This window comes from Streptomyces sp. NPDC051555, from assembly GCF_044454405.1.
Lineage (GTDB): Bacteria > Actinomycetota > Actinomycetes > Streptomycetales > Streptomycetaceae > Streptomyces.
This window is the reverse complement of sequence record NZ_JBITDP010000036.1, coordinates 42,114-58,288: the sequence shown is the minus strand read 5'-3', so window position 1 is coordinate 58,288 and position 16,175 is coordinate 42,114. Positions and strand designations below refer to the sequence as shown.

General features: G+C 73.3%; 18 protein-coding genes. 9 read left to right on the top strand and 9 right to left on the bottom strand.

The window, feature by feature from the left end; genetic code table 11:
* Positions 1-358: 358 nt before the first annotated feature.
* Entirely contained in the window at positions 359-1,003 is a 645-nt protein-coding gene (locus tag ACIBEA_RS40215) for a TetR/AcrR family transcriptional regulator (RefSeq protein WP_399268680.1), read from the bottom strand.
* A gap of 73 nt (positions 1,004-1,076) precedes the next feature.
* Between ACIBEA_RS40215 and ACIBEA_RS40210 the strand changes: the two genes are divergently transcribed.
* From ACIBEA_RS40210 to ACIBEA_RS40195, 4 genes are all read left to right on the top strand, one after another.
* Complete coding sequence (locus ACIBEA_RS40210; protein ID WP_399268677.1) at positions 1,077-1,310, top strand: hypothetical protein; 234 nt, start codon at positions 1,077-1,079, stop codon at positions 1,308-1,310.
* On the top strand, positions 1,310-1,468 hold the full coding sequence (locus tag ACIBEA_RS40205) for a hypothetical protein (RefSeq protein WP_399268675.1): 159 nt from the start codon (positions 1,310-1,312) through the stop codon (positions 1,466-1,468). Before ACIBEA_RS40210 ends, ACIBEA_RS40205 begins: the two co-directional genes overlap by 1 nt.
* Positions 1,469-1,610: 142 nt before the next feature.
* Entirely contained in the window at positions 1,611-2,309 is a 699-nt protein-coding gene (locus tag ACIBEA_RS40200; protein ID WP_399268672.1) for a DUF4937 domain-containing protein, read from the top strand.
* A 207-nt stretch (positions 2,310-2,516) separates the two neighbouring features.
* Positions 2,517-3,296: a VOC family protein gene (locus tag ACIBEA_RS40195; protein WP_399268670.1), complete on the top strand. Its 780-nt coding sequence runs from the start codon at positions 2,517-2,519 to the stop codon at positions 3,294-3,296.
* Between the two features lie 149 nt (positions 3,297-3,445).
* Here ACIBEA_RS40195 and ACIBEA_RS40190 read toward each other — a convergent pair whose 3' ends face one another.
* The 3 genes from ACIBEA_RS40190 to ACIBEA_RS40180 form a co-directional block, all read right to left on the bottom strand.
* Positions 3,446-4,234, bottom strand: a complete 789-nt coding sequence (locus ACIBEA_RS40190) for an enoyl-CoA hydratase/isomerase family protein (RefSeq protein WP_399268668.1) — start codon at positions 4,232-4,234, stop codon at positions 3,446-3,448.
* Between the two features lie 48 nt (positions 4,235-4,282).
* Positions 4,283-6,526, bottom strand: a complete 2,244-nt coding sequence (locus tag ACIBEA_RS40185) for an acetate--CoA ligase family protein (RefSeq protein ID WP_399268692.1) — start codon at positions 6,524-6,526, stop codon at positions 4,283-4,285.
* A gap of 150 nt (positions 6,527-6,676) precedes the next feature.
* On the bottom strand, positions 6,677-7,921 hold the full coding sequence (locus tag ACIBEA_RS40180) for a flavin-containing monooxygenase (protein ID WP_399268666.1): 1,245 nt from the start codon (positions 7,919-7,921) through the stop codon (positions 6,677-6,679).
* 231 nt (positions 7,922-8,152) lie between these two features.
* Between ACIBEA_RS40180 and ACIBEA_RS40175 the strand changes: the two genes are divergently transcribed.
* Both ACIBEA_RS40175 and ACIBEA_RS40170 read left to right on the top strand, forming a co-directional pair.
* Positions 8,153-8,605, top strand: a complete 453-nt coding sequence (locus tag ACIBEA_RS40175; protein ID WP_354381778.1) for a DoxX family protein — start codon at positions 8,153-8,155, stop codon at positions 8,603-8,605.
* A complete protein-coding gene (locus ACIBEA_RS40170) occupies positions 8,602-9,051 on the top strand; it encodes a Zn-ribbon domain-containing OB-fold protein (RefSeq protein ID WP_399268664.1) in 450 nt (149 codons plus the stop codon). Before ACIBEA_RS40175 ends, ACIBEA_RS40170 begins: the two co-directional genes overlap by 4 nt.
* Here ACIBEA_RS40170 and ACIBEA_RS40165 read toward each other — a convergent pair.
* The 4 genes from ACIBEA_RS40165 to ACIBEA_RS40150 all read right to left on the bottom strand — a co-directional run bounded on the left by ACIBEA_RS40165 (position 9,048) and on the right by ACIBEA_RS40150 (position 12,460).
* Positions 9,048-9,653: a TetR/AcrR family transcriptional regulator gene (locus ACIBEA_RS40165; protein WP_399268661.1), complete on the bottom strand. Its 606-nt coding sequence runs from the start codon at positions 9,651-9,653 to the stop codon at positions 9,048-9,050. The genes ACIBEA_RS40170 and ACIBEA_RS40165 overlap by 4 nt on opposite strands.
* Positions 9,653-10,024, bottom strand: a complete 372-nt coding sequence (locus tag ACIBEA_RS40160) for a DUF1304 domain-containing protein (RefSeq protein WP_399268659.1) — start codon at positions 10,022-10,024, stop codon at positions 9,653-9,655. Before ACIBEA_RS40160 ends, ACIBEA_RS40165 begins: the two co-directional genes overlap by 1 nt.
* A gap of 159 nt (positions 10,025-10,183) precedes the next feature.
* Positions 10,184-10,855 (bottom strand): pyridoxal 5'-phosphate synthase, encoded by a 672-nt coding sequence (locus ACIBEA_RS40155; RefSeq protein ID WP_399268657.1) that lies wholly within the window; start codon positions 10,853-10,855, stop codon positions 10,184-10,186.
* A gap of 408 nt (positions 10,856-11,263) precedes the next feature.
* Entirely contained in the window at positions 11,264-12,460 is a 1,197-nt protein-coding gene (locus ACIBEA_RS40150) for a thiolase C-terminal domain-containing protein (protein WP_399268655.1), read from the bottom strand.
* 123 nt (positions 12,461-12,583) lie between these two features.
* On the opposite strand from ACIBEA_RS40150, the gene ACIBEA_RS40145 reads away from it, so the two are divergent.
* Both ACIBEA_RS40145 and ACIBEA_RS40140 read left to right on the top strand, forming a co-directional pair.
* On the top strand, positions 12,584-13,843 hold the full coding sequence (locus tag ACIBEA_RS40145) for an acyl-CoA dehydrogenase family protein (protein ID WP_399268653.1): 1,260 nt from the start codon (positions 12,584-12,586) through the stop codon (positions 13,841-13,843).
* Entirely contained in the window at positions 13,843-14,316 is a 474-nt protein-coding gene (locus ACIBEA_RS40140) for a nitroreductase family deazaflavin-dependent oxidoreductase (protein ID WP_399268651.1), read from the top strand. The genes ACIBEA_RS40145 and ACIBEA_RS40140 overlap by 1 nt, the downstream gene beginning before the upstream one ends.
* Positions 14,317-14,381: 65 nt before the next feature.
* Here ACIBEA_RS40140 and ACIBEA_RS40135 read toward each other — a convergent pair whose 3' ends face one another.
* A complete protein-coding gene (locus tag ACIBEA_RS40135) occupies positions 14,382-15,029 on the bottom strand; it encodes a TetR family transcriptional regulator (RefSeq protein WP_399268649.1) in 648 nt (215 codons plus the stop codon).
* A 325-nt stretch (positions 15,030-15,354) separates the two neighbouring features.
* Here ACIBEA_RS40135 and ACIBEA_RS40130 point away from each other — a divergent pair, with 325 nt between their 5' ends.
* Positions 15,355-16,143 (top strand): VOC family protein, encoded by a 789-nt coding sequence (locus ACIBEA_RS40130; protein WP_399268646.1) that lies wholly within the window; start codon positions 15,355-15,357, stop codon positions 16,141-16,143.
* Positions 16,144-16,175 lie beyond the last annotated feature (32 nt).

Below are 16,175 nucleotides of genomic sequence, written 5' to 3'. Positions count from 1 at the left end.
CCCTTGACAGGCCACCCCGTCACGGAAAGCCAAGAACTGTCGGGCGGCCCCCGGGGGAAGGCATGGGGGACCTGGACCACCGATCGGGGTTCCGGTCGATGAGCCGGAGGCTCTGAGTGCGGCCTCTCCCGCGCCCTCCGGGCGAACAGACAACGACCACAAGCGCCAAGAGCGCGGTCAGATCGCTACGTGCTTCTCCGAGAGAAGCGTCTGCGGGCTGATTTGGGCTGGTGGATGGCGCGGGAGGGGTGGAAGTTCGCCCCGCAGGGCAGGGGCCGGGTCAGGTGGAGACCGCGTTGTGCGGACGCCTCGTCGAGTGTCCCGCGGCTCAGGCGGCCTGATGCGGTGGGCGTTGCGGTCAGTGCGCTGAGTGCGGAGTGACCGTGGGCTGTGACAGGTCGTGCAGGTGGGTGAGCAGCACGTCGAGGCATGCCTGTGGAGGCAGGAGCTCGGGGTGCAGGACGGCGCTGAGGCTGAGTCCGTCCAGGAGCGCCGTCAGTCGCTCGGCCTCCAGGTCGAGGTCGAGGCCGGGGCGCAGGGTGCCTGTCGCGTCGAGCCGGGTGAGCACGCGGCGCATCAGCCTCCTCGTGCCTTCGGCGGCCTGGCGCGACAGGTCGGCGAAGGCGGGGTTGGTGCGGGCGGCGGTGTTGAAGTCCAGGAAGACGCTGACTTCGGCACGGCGGTGCTCGTCCAGCGGCAGGAGCTCGGCCAGGAGCCCGGCCGCGAGCTGGAGCTGCTCGGGGCGGGTGCGGCTGTCCAGGTCTCCGATCCGCTCGACGTGTTCGAGCAGCCGACTGCCGACCCGGTCGAGCATCGACTGCATCGCGAACCGCATCAGGTCCTGCTGGCTGGCGAAGTAGTGGCGCAGGGAGCCGATGTTGAGCTGGGCCTCGTCGGCGACGGCTCGGAGCGAGGTGCGGTGCAGGCCTTCGCGGACGACGACTTGGAACAGGGCGTCGACGACGTGGCGACGGCGAGCGACCGGATCTACATGCTTGGGCACGGAGCCTTTCTATCACGCCTGTGATACAACTGATTTATCACAGGCGTGATACAAAGCGGGTGGAGGCGCAATCGTGGAGACGTACCTCAATCTCATGCTCATCAGGTTCGGCCTGGTGGCGGGCGGTCTCGTGGTGCTGGCGCTGCTGGTCTTCGCCATCGCCCTGACGCTCAAGCGCAGGGGCAGGCTCGACGAGGTGCGCCGGTACGCGGCCCCCGTGGTGCGGGTCGGGCTGCGCGCCGCTGCCCGCCGGCGCGAAGGCCGGGAGAACGGGGCCGCCCGGTCGCGGCGGGAGGGCGGCCGGTGATGACCACCCTCGCAGCGGAGTCGTCGGACCTCCTCCAGCACCTTTTGCTGGACCGTGCGCTCAAGGTCGTCATCGTGGTCGTGGCGCTGGGCATCCTGGTGCTCGGGATGACGGTGGTCTGGCGCAGGGTCGGGCGGGCGAAGGAGCGCTCCGACTGAACAGACCTCTCGCGGAGGAGCGCGTAGCGGTCCGACCGCGTGATCGAGACCTGGTAGTTCCCTAGTAGTTCTCGCGTAGGGGGTTGGGCTTGCTACTCAAGGGTGATTGACGCTACCCCGGGCCTCAGGGCGATGATCGTTGATGTCGGAGCGGGAGTCGGAGCGGGCGTTGGAGCGGGTGGGGGAGGGGCTGGGCAGCATGTGGGGCAAGTGGATCGAATGCGGTGTGTCGGCGGGCGCGCGGGAGTTTTTCTCCGCGGGGCAGGGCGCTTGGTCGGTGATCAGTGACCAGCCGGGGCTGGTCGGACAGGTGGCTGGTTGGGACGCGGCCACGGGCCGTGCCCATGTCCTGGGCCTGTGGAGGGACGCGGAGGCGTACGGACGGTTCATGGACGACCGTCACGACGAGGTGTTCGCGGGGAGCGGGCAGGGGGACGGCTACACCTCCATCGAGACGGCCGGCGGTGCGACCGTCCTGGAGATGGCGGGGGATGCGGCGGATCTGGCGCGGGCGCTCGACGGGGCGACGCTGCTGAGGGCCGCCGACTGCCGCGTGCTCCCCGGCCGCGAGGAGCACTTCATGGCGGTGCAGCGGGAGGTGTGGGCGCCCGGCATGGCGGCGGCCGGCGGCATGCTCGCGGGAGTCGTCACACGACTCGCCGAGCAGCGCTACCTGGTCACGACCCTGTGGTCCGGACCGGAGGCGCATGAGCGGTACGCCGCCGCGCACCTGCCGGCCTTGCTCGCTCGTGCGGGCCTGGATGAGGATCTCCGCTCGACGACCGGCCACCTCATACCCCTGGAGCCCCACTGGCGGGTCCTGCCCGTCCGCGTCGGCTGACGGCCGCCCCGGGGTACCTCCGGGCGGGTGAATGAGGGCAGGTGGGGCAGGGGTAGGCGGCGTGGCGGGGGTACTCGGGCGTGTAGTCGTACGTACGCGGAACCCTCGCGGGTGAGGCTCATCGCAGCCGGATCGCACCCGCGGTCGTGCCCGCACCCGCACTCGCACCCCCGCCGTACCGCACCCACCCGACCGCAGGAGGAACCCATGCTCGGTACCGACTACCGCACCGGATCGCCCAACTGGATCGACCTCGGCAGCCCGGACATCCCGCGGGCCGCGGCCTTCTACCGGGCGGTGTTCGGTTGGGAGTTCCATCTGCTCGGGCCGGAGACGGGCGGCTATGGCTTCTTCCAGGTGGACGGGAAGACCGTGGCGGCCGTCGGTTCGCTGGACCCGGGCGCGACCTCCGCCTGGACCGTGTACTTCCAGACGGGAGACGCGGACGCGACCACCCAGGGCGTGCGGGACGGCGGCGGCACGGTGCGCGTCGAGCCGATGGACGTCATGGGCGAGGGGTGGCTCGCGCAGTACACCGACCAGCAGGGCGCCGACTTCGCCATCTGGAAGCCGGGCAAGACGGCGGGTCTGGGCCTGACCTCGGTCGACAACACCGTCTGTTGGGTGGAGCTGCATGTGGCCGATCCGGTCGCGGCCGTCACGTTCTACCGCGACCTCTTCGGCTGGCGCTCGCAGGAGATGGACGTGCCCGGGATGACCTACCGGGTGGTGAGCATCGCCGACGGTGACCAGCAGGACGGGTCCTTCGGCGGGGTGGCGCCGCTGATGGAGGGGGAGACGAACGCGCGCTGGGTGCCGTACTTCGCCGTCGCGGACGTCGACGCCGTGGTGGACACCGCGAGGACCAGCGGTGGCTCGGTGCTGATGCCGGGCGCCGACGTGCCGGACGTCGGCCGGATCGCCTGGCTGGCGGACCCGAGCGGGGCGGTCTTCGCCCTGCTCAAGCCCAACCCCCGGCAGGGCTGACCAGCCCGCCTGGAGGCACCGCCCTCCGGCAGGACTGGCCCGCCTGGGAGCACCGCCCTCCGGCAGGGCTGACTCCGCGCGGGAGTGGTGAGCTCGTCCGGCAGCGCTGCGCCTGGCTGGTCGCCGGTGGTCGGCTGGGCGGCGTGGGGTCAGACGCCGCGGTACTTCGGGGTGCGGCGTTCGATGAAGCTCGCCACGCCCTCGTTCGCGTCCGCCGTGGTCATGTTGATCTCCTGGGCGGTGGCTTCGGCCGCCAGTGCGGCGGCGCGGTCGCCGTCCAGGGAGGCGTTGACCAGTTGCTTGGTCAGGGCCAGGGCGCGGGTCGGGCCCTGGGCCAGGCGTTCCGCCCACTCCCGGGCGGTGCCGGCCAGGGCGTCGGCCGGGACGACCCGGTTGACGAGGCCGAGGCGTTCCGCGTCGGCGGCGGGCAGGGCGTCGCCGAAGAACATCAGCTCCTTCGCCTTCTGCGGGCCGACGAGTCGGGGGAGCAGGTAGGCGCCGCCGCCGTCCGGGACCAGGCCGCGGCGCACGAAGACCTCGATGAAGCGGGCCGAGTCGGCGGCCAGCACGAGGTCGCAGGCGAAGGCCAGGTGGGCGCCGATGCCGGCCGCGGTGCCGTTGACCGCGGCGATGACCGGCTTCTCGCAGTCCATGACGGAAGTGATGAACCGCTGCGCACCGACCCGGATCATGCGGGCCACGTCGCCCGCGACCCGTTCGCCGGCCGGGGCGGGGGAGCCGCGCAGGTCGGCGCCCGCGCAGAAGCCCTTGCCGGTGGCGGTGATGACCACCGCGCGCACGGCCGGGTCGGCGGAGGCCTCGGCGAGCAGGGTCATGATGTGCTCGCGCTGGTCCCAGGTGAGGGCGTTCATGGCGTCGGGGCGGTTCAGCGTGATCCAGGAGACGCCGTTCTCGGTGCGGTGCAGGACCTCGTTCATGGGGTGCGTCGCTCCAAGGCGTCGGCGGGAGGCGTGGGCCTTCCCGGCTTAGCGGCAGATGGCGAGTGCGTCGAGGGCCACCGCGCCCTGGCCGCGCGGGAGGACCATGAGGGGGTTGATGTCGAGTTCGGCGAGTTCGCCGCCCAGTTCCAGGGCCATCCGCTGGACCCGAAGGATGACCTCCACCAGCGCCTCGACGTCGGCGGGCGGTGCTCCGCGGACGCCCTCCAACAGGGCGCGGCCGCGGAGTTCGCCCAGCATGGCGCGGGCCTGGTCCTCGCCGAAGGGCGGGACGCGGACGGTGGTGTCGTTGAGGATCTCGACGAGTACCCCGCCCAGGCCGACGGTGACGGTGGGGCCGAAGAGGTCGTCCTGGGTGACGCCGACGACCATCTCGACGCCCTTCTCCACCATCTGGCAGACGAGGACGCCGTCGAGGGGGATGTTCTCGAAGCGGGCGATGTCGGTGAGTTCGCGGTAGGCGTCGCGTATCTGGCTGGCGGAGGTCAGGCCGACCTTGACCAGGCCGAGTTCGGTCTTGTGGGCGAGCTGCGGGCCCGAGGCCTTCATCACCACCGGGTAGCCGACGAGCCCGGCCGCGCGAACGGCGGCCGCGGCGCTGGTGACCAGTTGTTCGCGCGGGACCCGGATGCCGTAGGCGCGCAGTAGCTGCTTCGCGGCGTGCTCGCTCAGCTGCTGGCCGGGCCGCATGAGGGCCTGGGCCTTGCGGTAGGAGGGGGAGGGGGTGCGGGGGGCGTCGTCGAAGGGGGAGCGGTAGGTGCCGGTGAAGCGGTGGTGGCCGAGGTAGGCCCGTACGGCGGTGATGCAGTTGCCGAAGGTGCGGAAGGTGGCCACGCGGGAGGAACCGAGGAGGGTGGTGCGGTAGGCGTCCTCGGTGCCGACGGGGGAGCCCCAGATGACGCAGATGAGCTTGTCGCTCTCCTCGGCGGCGTCGACCAGGTCCTGTGCCAGCTTGTCGCTCATCGGGGGGAACGGTCCGGTGATGGGGCAGATGAGGACGCCCACGGCCGGGTCGGCGAGGATCGCGTCGATGATCTTCCGCCCCCGCCAGTCGCCGACGGGGTGGCCGCCGTTGTCGACGGGGTTGGCGACGTTCAGGTACTCCGGGATCCACTGGTGGAGTTCGTCCTGCTTGGCCCGGCCGAGGGTGGGCAGGCTCAGCCCCGCCTCGGTGGCGAGGTCGGAGAAGTGGGCGCCGGTACCGCCGGAGATGGAGTAGACGACGACGCCGTCGGCGAGCGGCTTGCGCGCGCGGGCCAACAGGGCGGCGGTGTCCTGGAGTTCGTCGAGGCCGTCGACCCGGATCACGCCGAACTGGCGCATGGCCGCGTCCACGACCCGGTCCGCTCCGGTGAGCTTTCCGGTGTGCGAGGCGGCCATGCGCGCGCCCGTCTCGGTGCGGCCCACCTTGACGGCGACGACCGGTACGCCGGCCCGGGCGGCCCGGTCGGCGGCGAGCAGGAAGGACCGGCCGTCCTTGAGCCCCTCGACGTAACAGGCGATCGCCCCGACCTCGGGCTGCTCGGCGAAGTAGGAGATGAAGTCGGAGGTCTCCAGGTCGGCCTCGTTGCCCGTCGGCGCCCAGTGGGAGAGGCGGATGCCCAGCTCCTGGAGGGTGTAGACGGGGCGGCCCTGGTGGCCGGACTGGGTGATCAGCGCGATCGCCGGGCCGTCGAGGTCGTCGCGGAACTCCTCGAAGGCGTTGAGGTTGGTGTTCGGGCCGAGCAGGCGCAGTCCGGAGCGCTGTACGGCGGTGGCGAGCCGGGCCTGGGCGGCCGCGCCCGCGTCGCCGGTCTCGGCGAAGCCGGAGGCGAAGGCGACCGCGAACTTGACCTTGGATTCGGCGAGTTCCTCGATGACGGGGAGCGGGTCGGCGACCAGCAGCACCGCCAGGTCCACCTGCTCGGGCAGGTCGGCGACGGAGGCGTGGCAGGCCAGGCCGAAGACCGTGGTGCGGGTGGGGTGCACGGGGTGCAGGCGGGCGCCGACGCGGTCCGCCCAGGCGATGAGCTGGCGGGTGATGCCGGTGTTGGGGCGTCCTTCGGCGTCGGAGGCGCCGATGACGGCGACGGACTCGGGGCGGAAGAACCGGTCCAGGTCCGGCACGTCGGCGTGCAGCGGTCGGCCGCTGACGTCGACGGCGGCGGCCGGGTCCGCGCCGTCCGCGGCGGGGGCCGTCGTGGAGTGGACGGCGGTCCGGGGGGTCTCGCCGCATGCCTCGACCCTGGCGCGGAAGTGAGTGGTGAGGGTGCCGTGAGTAGATCCAAGCATCGTTCCGCCCGCTTCCCGCTCGATGACTGCCTCGGTGGCTGCCGTCACGTAACTGACGCATGGTCAGGTTACTGAACTGACGGGCCGTCAGGAACAGGGCTGCGCAGGAAAGCTGGTGCGTGGGTTTGGTGAAGATGGCGGGGAGTGCGGCTAGGAGAGGCGGCGCGGGAGGGCTTTGGCTATCTTTTCGGCGTCCAGGGCCAGCTCCCGCAGCATTCCACTGATCGGGTTGGTGAAACCGGTGAAATACAGCCCCGGGGCCGAAACGGGGCTGCGCCCGGCCCGCGCGAGCGGACGGCCGCGCCCGTCGAGCACGTCGAGGTGCCCGACCAGTCCCTCCAGGGCGCGGCGGTAGCCGGTGGCCGCGATCACCACGTCCGGAGCGATCCGGGAGCCGTCCGCCAGGACCACCTCGGCGCCGTCGACGGACTCGACCGCGGCGACCGGTACGACGGTGCGCGCGCGGACCGCGTCGATCAGGCCGACGTCCTGGACGGGGATCGCGCCCTCGCGGACCCGGCTGTAGAGGCCGGTGGTCGGGCGCGGGAGCCCGTACGCCGACAGGTCCGGCACGGACGCCTTCGCGACGAGGGCGCCGAGCCGGTCCACGAGCCGGACCGGCAGGCGGCGGACCAGGATGCCGGTGCGCTGGGCGGGCCAGCCGGCGGTGGAGCGACGCACGATGTGGGGGGCGGTGCGCACGGCGAGGCGGACGCTCGCGGCCCGTCGGGCGGTGGTGTCCTCGGCGTCCTTGCGGCGGCGCCGACGCTGGTCACCGCCGCCTTCGGTGAGGTCCACGGCGATCTCGGCGCCCGTGTTGCCGACCCCGACGACGAGGACGTCGAGGCCCGCGAAGGGGGCGGCGTCGCGGTACTCGCTCGCGTGCAGCAGCCGCCCGGTGTACGTGCCCGCGCCCGGCCAGTCGGGCAGTGCGGGGGTGTGGTTGAAGCCGGTGGCGACGACCACGGCGGCGGCGGCCAACTCCCGGCCACCGGTGGCGTGCAGGGTCCAGCCGCCGGCCTCCGCGCCTTCGGGGGTGGGGTCGGTGGCGCGGTCGATGCGGGTGACCTCGACGCCGGTGATGATCTCCAGCTCGTGGTGCTCGGCGTACTTCTCCAGGTAGCGCACCACGTCGTCGCGCGAGACCCAGCGCCCGAAGCGGCGCGGTATGCGCAGCCCCGGGAGGCCGGAGAGGCGGCGCGTGGTGTGCAGGTGGAGCCGGTCGTAGTGGCCCCGCCAGGAGGTGGCGACCCGGTCCGACTTCTCGATCACCACGGCCCGGACGCCCCGGGCGCGCAGCGCGGCGGCTACGGCGAGGCCGCCCGGCCCGGCGCCGATCACGTACACGGGGCGGGGCTGGGTCGTCATGTCGGGCTGTGCGGGCGCTCCAGGCATGAGGTGTGAGCGTATCGCCGGGTGGGGCCCGTGGGTCTCGGACGAGGAGGGAATCGGTTGCGGATCGGTCACGGGCGGACGCGCCCTGGGGGCCCGGCGCGCCTCGCGGGTGGGCCCCGGAGCGTCCTCCTGGTGTGCGGGGCCTTGCGGGACGGCGACTCATCCGGTGAACTGACGTCCCGTCAGATAGGGCTGGTTGTCGAGGGTTGTCGAGGGTGGAGGGACTGTCGCATGCAGAGCGTCTGGCTCAGTGGGGCCGAATGGCTCGCCGTGCTCCGGATCGGCCTCGGCCTGTGGTGGCTGGAGAGCTGGCGGCACAAGGACAAGAAGGGCTGGTTCGAGCGCGGCACGGGCATCGCCTGGGCGGCGGACGTCGCGGGCAAGCACCGCTGGGGCTTCGTCCGCGGCGGCTTCGACGCGGTGGTCAAGCCGCGGCCGAAGGTGATGGCGTACGTCGTCGTCTACGCCGAACTCGCCCTGGGGCTCGGCCTGGTGGCGGGATTCCTCACGCCCGTCGCGCTGGTCGCGGGCCTGCTGCTGAACCTGCTGTACCTGGTGCTGATGATCCACGACTGGGCCGAGCAGGGGCAGAACGCCATGATGGCGCTCATCTCCTTCGTCGCGCTGGTGACGATGAGCTGGCAGGTCTGGTCCCTCGACGCGGCGATCGGACTCTTCCTGTGAGCGGGGCGCGGGCCGCGGGCGCCGCCCGATTCGACCTGCCCGAGATCGACGACTTCACCCGCCCCTACTGGGACGCGGCGGCCGAGGGTCGGCTGCTGTTGCGCCGCTGCGCCGACTGCGACCGGGTCCACCACTACCCGCGCGAGTTCTGCCCACACTGCTGGGCGGGCGAGGAGCGGGTGTCCTGGGAGGGCGCGAGCGGCCGGGCGACCCTCTACACCTGGTCGGTGGTGTACCGGAACGACCTGCCGCCCTTCGGCGCCCGGGTCCCGTACGTGGCGGCCGTGGTCGACCTCGCGGAGGGGCCCCGGATGATGACCGAGGTGGTCGACTGCGCGCCGGACGCCCTGCGCATCGGGATGCCGCTGGAGGTCGCCTTCCGGGTCGAGGGGGAGGGGGAGGGCGGGGCCGTGGTCTCCGTGGCGGTGTTCCGGCCGACGGTTTAGGGGGCGGCGGGGGCCGCCGGGGCCGGGGGCGGGGCGCCGTGGCGGTGGAGGACGATCAGGAGCCGCCACGCGTCGGTCGCCAGGGTGTGCGGGGGACCGGTCAGGAGGCCGTGGACCCAGTCGGCCAGGACCCCGGTGAAGGTGGCCGCGACGGCCGAGGCGATCAGCTCCGGGGCGGCGCCGCCCGCCGCGGTGCGCTCGGCCAGGCTGCGCGCGCGCAGCTCCCGGTGCAGGGTGTCGCCCAGCGGGCCGCCGCCGCCCGGGTGCAGCAGGGTGCGGTAGAGGTCCGCGCGGGCGGGGGTGGCCACACCTTCGAAGAAGGCGGTCAACGCGGGCGGGGGGGCCGCCGGGTCGGGGATCCCGCGCCAGGAGTGCAGGGCCTCGACCGCCTCCCGTACCGTCTCGGCGCACGCGTCCACGGCGAGGTCCTGCGCGTCGGTGTAGTGCAGGTAGAACGTGGCCCGGGCGACCCCGGCCCGCCGGACGAGCATCGCCACCGAGATCTCCCGCAGTGGCCGCTCGGCGCACTCCGCGAGCAGCGCCGCGTGCAGCCGTTCCCGGGTCCGGGCGGTCCGCGGGTCGCCGACGGGCCGCGGCCCCATCAGGCGCTCTGCCCGGCGACGAGGACGGCGGCCAGGGCGAGGGCGCCCGGGAGCGCCTGGGCGAGCAGGATCCGGCGGTTGGCGGTGATGCCGCCGTACACCCCGGCGACGACCACGCAGCCGAGGAAGAAGACCTGGGCGCGGTAGCCGGTGGGGTCGGCGGCGATCAGGCCCCAGACCAGGCCGGCGGCGAGGAAGCCGTTGTACAGGCCCTGGTTGGCGGCCAGGGGCGCGGTGGCCTTGGCCATGGCGGCGTCGAAGCCGGACAGGCCGCGGCCCGGGGCCCGCTCCCACAGGAACATCTCCAGCACCAGGATGTAGGCGTGCAGCAGTGCGACGAGCCCGACGAGTACCTGCGCGGTGGTGTGCACGGTCCGGTACGTCCTCTCCCGATCGTGATCTCGATTATGGACAGGCGTCCAGAATAAATGGACGCCTGTCCATTTGTCGAACGGGGCGCCGGGTGGGGTATCGGATGGGCGCCGGGTGGGTGCCGGGTGGGTGCCGGGCGGGTCGCGTGGCGCGCCGCGTCAGGGCCAGAGCAGCTCGCGGGTCCAGGCGGCGCCGTCGGGCGTGCGGCGGTAGCGCAGCCGGACGTGCCGGCGCTGCGCGTCGCCCTGGAAGAACTCGACCTCGTCGGCGTCCAGGACGTACCTCGTCCAGGTCGGGGCCGGGGCGTCCGGCTCGGCCGCGGCCCGCTCCCACGCCGCGGCGGAGGCGCGCGCCAGCTCGTCCAGGGAGCCGAGCACCTCGCTCTGGCGCCCGGTGAGCGCGGCGGCGAGCGCGCCGCGCGAGCGTACGGAGAGGTCCGCGCGACTCTCGGCGGCGCCGGCCGCGCCGACCCGACCGCGGATGCGGACCTGGCGGGCGACGGCGGGCCAGTAGAAGCCGAGCGCGGCCTCGGGGCGGGCCGCAAGCTGGCGGCCCTTGGCGCTGGTGGCGTGGGAGGCGAAGTGCCAGCCGGCGGCGTCGGCGTCGTGCAGCATCACCGTCCGAGCGTCGGGGTGGCCCTCGGCGTCGACCGTGGCCAGCGTCATGGTGTGCGGCTCGATCTGCCCGGCCGCGGCGGCGTGCGTGAACCAGTCGTGGAAGAGCGGCAGCGGTTCGGCCGGGGCGGTGTCCGGGGTGAAGCTCGGGAGCGCGTCCGTGTCCCAGACGCGGAGGGAGCGGAGGGTCGCGCTGAACTCTTCGGCTGTCGTCATGTGGTCATGGAACCACCGGGGTGGCGGTTCCCCCGGGCGGGGACGGGGGTACGAGGGGCCCGGCGCCCGGCCTCGGCGAGTTCAGCCCGCCCGGCGTTCGAGGGCCCGCCGGAGGCAGTGCCCGGCCACCGACCAGGGGCGGTGCGCCAACGCCATCGGGGTCGCAACCGCCGGTCCGGGGAGCGGCCGTCGGCACGGGCCGCCGGGCCAGGGCCGCCGGGCCAGGGTTGCCGGGCAGGGCGCTCGGCTCGGGCGGCCGGGCCAAGGCCGCCGGGCTGGGCCGCGCCCGGCGGGGCCGCCCGCGAGGCCGCCCGGCCCGGGGCGGTGGGCCGGGTGCGCGGAGCCGGGCCACCGGGCCCGCGACCCCGAGGCGCGGCCAGGGTTCCGGGCCCGGCCACCGCCCTGCCCTCACCGCCCCAGGATCACCGTGCCCGAGGAGCAGAACCAGCCGCCCGTGCCCGAGGCGAGGGCGATTTCCGGGAGGCGGTCGCCCGGTTTGCGGACCTGGCCCGCGCCCGCTTCGCCGCGCAGCTGGCGCACCGCTTCGACGAGGAGGAAGAGGCCGCGCATGCCGGGGTGGCAGGCGGAGAGGCCGCCGCCGTCGGTGTTGACCGGGAGTTCCCCGTCCCGCAGCAGGCGGCCCTTCTCGACGAAGGCGCCGCCCTCGCCCTTGGCGCAGAAGCCGAGGTCCTCCAACGTGACCAGGGTCATGTAGGTGAAGGCGTCGTAGAGTTCGGCGACGTCGACGTCCGCCGGGGTCACCCCCGCGCGCTCGAAGGCCAGTCGGCCCGAGACGGCCGCCGGGGAGACGGTGAAGTCGTCCCACTCGGACATCGTGGTGTGCGAGACGGCCGTGCCGGTGCCGAGCACCCACACCGGCGCCTTCGCCGTGTCGGGCACGAGGTCCTCCGCCACCAGCAGGACGGCGCAGCCGCCGTCCGAGCGGATGCAGCAGTGCAGCTTCGTGAAGGGGTCCGCGATCATGTCGCCGGAGAGGACCTCCTCGACGGTGATGGGGTCGCGGAACATGGCGTCCGGGTTGGTCGCGGCGTTGGCCCGGGCCTGGACGGCCACCGAGGCCAGCTGCTCCAGGGTGGTCCCGTACTCGTGCATGTGCCGCCGGGCGGCCATCGCGTACTTGGCGACGAGCGTGTGTCCGTACGGCACCTCGAACTGCAGCGGTCCGCGCGCGCCGAAGGAGAGGTTGGAGGTGCGCCGGCGGGCCCTGATGTCGGCGCGCGCGGTGGATCCGTAGACCAGGAGCACGGCATTGGCGTGGCCCGCCGCGATGGCGTCGGCGGCGTGGGCCGCCATCACCTCCCAGGTCGATCCGCCGACCGAGGTGGAGTCCACCCAGGTCGGGCGCAGCCCCAGGTACTCGGCGACCTCGACCGGTGCGAGGGTGCCGAGGCCCGCCGAGGCGAAGCCGTCGATGACCGAGCGCTCCAGCCCGGAGTCGGCGAGCGCGCGGCGCGCGGCCTGCGCGTGCAGGGCGTAGGGGGTGGGGCCGTCCACCCGGCCGCAGTCCGAGAGGGCGACGCCCGCGACCGCGACCCGGCGGCGGGGCGCGGCGGTGGCTGCGGAGACAGCTAGGGGTCCAGGCATGGGCTGACGGTACAACTGACGGCACGTCAGTTTCTAGTGGGTGATGCGGTCGCCGCCCCTCTGTGCATCTGCGCCCCTCCGGCCTAATATGACGGCCCGTCAGATCTGGGGAGGAGCCCGACGATGGACGCCGCCTTCACCGCGGAGCAGGAAGAGATACGCCGCACCCTGCGCGAAATCCTGGGCAAACGCTGCGGCCCGGACGAGGTCAAGGCCGCCGTCCGCACCGACGCCGGATACGACCCGGAGCTGTGGCAACAGCTCGCCCAGCAGCTCGGGCTGCCGGGCATCGCCGTCGCCGAGGAGCACGGGGGCGTCGGCTGCACCCCCGCCGACCTGGTGCTGGCCTGCGAGGAGACCGGGCGCGCCCTGCTCCCCTCGCCACTGCTGGCCACCGCCGTGCTCGCCGCGCCGCTGGTCACCGCGCTGGGCAGTCCCGCCCAGCGCTCCGCCCTGCTGCCGGGCTTCGCCGCGGGCACGCTGACCGCCGCCCTCGCCGTACCCGGCGCCGCGCTGTCCACGGCCCTGGGGCTCACCGCCGACAACACCGGCGGCGAGTGGGCGGGCGGCGGCCGGGCCGGCGGGGTGCAGGCCCGCCGCCCCGAGGGGGAGGAGGGATGGCGCCTGTACGGGGAGGCCGCCCAGGTCCTGGACGGGCACAGCGCGGGCGTGCTGCTGGTCGCCGCCCATGCCGGGGGCTTCGCGCGCAGCCGCGTACTGCTGTTCCTCGTACGGGCGGACGCGCCCGGGCTCGTACGGTCGCGGCAGGCGGCCCTCGACGAGACCCGGCCGCAGGCGCACGTCCAACTGCGGGACACCCCGGCGGAATTGCTGGGCGATGTCGATGGTCGTGGCGATGGCCGTGGCGAAGGCCGTGGCGATGGTGGGGGCGCGGACATCGCGCACGCGCTGGCCTCCACCGGGCGGGGCGCGGCCGCCGTGCTGGCCGCCGAGGCGGTCGGCGCGGCCGGGCAGGCGCTCGCGCGGACCGTGGAGTACGTGCGCCAGCGCGAACAGTTCGGCCGGGCCGTCGGATCGTTCCAGGCGGTCAAGCACCGGCTGGCCGACCTGTACGTCCGGGTCCAGGCCGCACGGTCGGCCGCCTACTACACCGCCTGGGACCCGGAACAGGGCGCACTCGCGCTCGCCCAGGCCCTGGAGGCGCTGCGCGTGACCGCGGGGGAGGCCATCCAGTTGCACGGCGGGATCGGCTTCACCTGGGAGCACGACGCCCACCTCTACTTCAAGCGCGCGGCGGCCGACGAGCTGCTCTTCGGGCCGGTCCACCGGCTGCGCGCGCACGCCGCAGACCGGGCCGGCCTCTTCGCCCCGCAGGGGCAGGCACCGGGCCCGGCACCGAGCAGAGAAAGGGTGGCCGTCTGATGGCTCCCGGCGTCAAACTCATGCAGAAGGTCTCCTCGACCCTCCTCTTCGCCAAGATCGCACCGCACGTCATCCCCGCCCTGGACAAGGCGGTGCACAGACTGACGCGCGGCAAGGTGATCCTGAGCGCGCAGATGCTGCCCGGCGTGATCCTCACGGCGAAGGGCGCCAAGACGGGCGAACCGCGCACCACGCCGCTCGCGTGCATGCCGGAACAGGACGGGGCGAGCTGGATCCTGATCGGCTCGAACTTCGGTCGCCCCGGCCATCCGGCCTGGACGGGGAACCTGATCAAGCACCCGGACGCCGACGTCAGCTGGAAGGGCCAGGACATCTCCGTACGGGCCCGTTTGCTCCAGGGCGAGGAGCGCGTGGCGGCGTGGCAGGCGGCGTTGACGTTCTGGCCGCCGTACGCGGCGTACCAGGCGCGCATCGAGCGCGAGATCCGACTGTTCCGGCTGGAGCGTCGCTGATCGGGCCGGAGGGACGGGAGTTGGAGCGGTGACCGCCGGGGCGGCGGACCCCTGGGGGTCCGCCGTTACCGGGTGGGCTTCTTGCCGGTGATGCCGAGGTGGACGAGCAGCGCCAGGTTCGGCTTGAGCTCGGCCTGCTTCACGCCCCAGGTCTGGAACCCCTTCTGGTGCGAGGCCACCGCGGCGAGCATCGCGACCAGGGAACCGGCCATCGCGGCAGGGCTGACGTCCTTGTCGACCTTGCCCTTCGCCTGGAGCTCCTTCACCGATTCGGTGAGGGAGTTGGTGACCGAGTTCAGGATCTTCATGCGGATCTTGTAGAAGCGCTTGTCGCCCTCGGCCGCGCCGAGGTCGACGACCCGCAGGATCGCGTCGTTGCTCCGCCAGAAGTCCAGGAAGCCCTCGACGAGTTCCTCCGCGGCGGCCCAGCCGGCCTTGCCGACCCAGGCCCGGCCCTCGACGAGCGCGGTCAATTGAGCGCCCTCGTTGGCCATTTGTTCGGCGATCTCCAGGACGGCACCCTCGACGTCCGGGAAGTACTGGTAGAAGGTCGCGGGGGAGGTGCCGGCCTTGCGGGCGACGTCGATCACCTTGACGTCGCGGTACGGCGAGGAGCTGAGCATCTCGCTGAGGCAGTCGAGCAGCTTCTGCCGCGTCGCCTGGCCGCGCCGACCGGCCACGCGGCCGTCGACGGTGCGTACTTGTCCTGTCATGCCGTCAGCTTACCGAGGGGTGATCGGCGCGCGATTCGGCCGCCTGCAAATGGGGTTACCGGTGCGTGGCCTGCGCGTACTGCGCCCAGGGGGCGGAATCCGGCCGCGCCCCGCCCGTGCCCCCGTAGCAGCCTTCGCGTCGACCCGGGGCGCCCGCCCAGGGGTCCGCCCTCGCGCCCGCCCCGCGCCGTCCCCCGAATAGTCTTATCAACAGGCTGTGGACAAGTTGTCGGGGGGATCATGGCCTGGGGGGCAGACTGGCGCATGTGGTGCGAGACCGCATGACACCGTATGGCACCGCATGAAATCGGAAGGAAGAGGGTCCATGGCCGCATTCTCGGAGGGCACGCCCTGCTGGGTGGACGCCTCCCTTCCGGACGTCGAGGCGGGCAAGCGCTTCTACGGCGAACTCTTCGGCTGGACCTTCGGGGACAGCGCGGGCGCCGCCTACGGGCACTACACGCAGGCCTACCACCAGGGCCGCAACGTCGCCGCCCTCGCGCCCAAGCCCGACGGCCGGATGCCCACCGTCTGGGGCGTCTACCTGCACACCTCCGACGCCTACGCCGCCGCCTCCCGGATCCGCGCGGCGGGCGGGCAGCTGGTGACCGACCCGGTGGCCGTGGGCCCGTACGGCACTGCCGCGATGGCGGCCGACCCGGGCGGCGCGGTCTTCGGGCTCTGGCAGCCCGGCACCCACGACGGCTTCGAGGTCCAGCAGCAGCCGAACTCGTACTGCTGGACCGAGCTGTACACCCGGGCCCGCGACGCCGTGGACGTCTTCTACACCAACGTCTTCGGCTACGTCGCCGAGGACCAGGACGACGCGGGCACCGACTACCGCACCTGGTCCCCGCCCGGCAGCGTCCCCGGGCCGGCCACCGCCGTCGTCGGGCGCAGCCTGATCACCGACGCCTTCCCCGAGGCCATGCCGGCACACTTCCTGGTGTACTTCGCCGTCCGGGACTGCGACGCGGCGGCCGCGACCGTACGCCGCCTGGGGGGCCGGATCACGGCCGACCCCTTCGACACGCCCTACGGCCGGATCGCGGTCGTCGCCGACAACCAGGGCGCCGTCTTCGCCCTCTTGGCGGAACCCGACGTTCAGGCGTGACCCGGGGGGCCGGGGGCGGGCCCGGCGGCGGG

Coding starts and splice junctions, on each gene's coding strand:
- ACIBEA_RS40205 (WP_399268675.1), top strand. CDS start 1,310: ATGACCACCCTCGCAGCGGAGTCGTCGGACCTCCTCCAGCACCTTTTG.
- ACIBEA_RS40200 (WP_399268672.1), top strand. CDS start 1,611: ATGTCGGAGCGGGAGTCGGAGCGGGCGTTGGAGCGGGTGGGGGAGGGG.
- ACIBEA_RS40195 (WP_399268670.1), top strand. CDS start 2,517: ATGCTCGGTACCGACTACCGCACCGGATCGCCCAACTGGATCGACCTC.
- ACIBEA_RS40190 (WP_399268668.1), bottom strand. CDS start 4,234: ATGAACGAGGTCCTGCACCGCACCGAGAACGGCGTCTCCTGGATCACG.
- ACIBEA_RS40185 (WP_399268692.1), bottom strand. CDS start 6,526: ATGCTTGGATCTACTCACGGCACCCTCACCACTCACTTCCGCGCCAGG.
- ACIBEA_RS40180 (WP_399268666.1), bottom strand. CDS start 7,921: ATGCCTGGAGCGCCCGCACAGCCCGACATGACGACCCAGCCCCGCCCC.
- ACIBEA_RS40175 (WP_354381778.1), top strand. CDS start 8,153: ATGCAGAGCGTCTGGCTCAGTGGGGCCGAATGGCTCGCCGTGCTCCGG.
- ACIBEA_RS40165 (WP_399268661.1), bottom strand. CDS start 9,653: ATGGGGCCGCGGCCCGTCGGCGACCCGCGGACCGCCCGGACCCGGGAA.
- ACIBEA_RS40155 (WP_399268657.1), bottom strand. CDS start 10,855: ATGACGACAGCCGAAGAGTTCAGCGCGACCCTCCGCTCCCTCCGCGTC.
- ACIBEA_RS40150 (WP_399268655.1), bottom strand. CDS start 12,460: ATGCCTGGACCCCTAGCTGTCTCCGCAGCCACCGCCGCGCCCCGCCGC.
- ACIBEA_RS40145 (WP_399268653.1), top strand. CDS start 12,584: ATGGACGCCGCCTTCACCGCGGAGCAGGAAGAGATACGCCGCACCCTG.
- ACIBEA_RS40140 (WP_399268651.1), top strand. CDS start 13,843: ATGGCTCCCGGCGTCAAACTCATGCAGAAGGTCTCCTCGACCCTCCTC.
- ACIBEA_RS40135 (WP_399268649.1), bottom strand. CDS start 15,029: ATGACAGGACAAGTACGCACCGTCGACGGCCGCGTGGCCGGTCGGCGC.
- ACIBEA_RS40130 (WP_399268646.1), top strand. CDS start 15,355: ATGGCCGCATTCTCGGAGGGCACGCCCTGCTGGGTGGACGCCTCCCTT.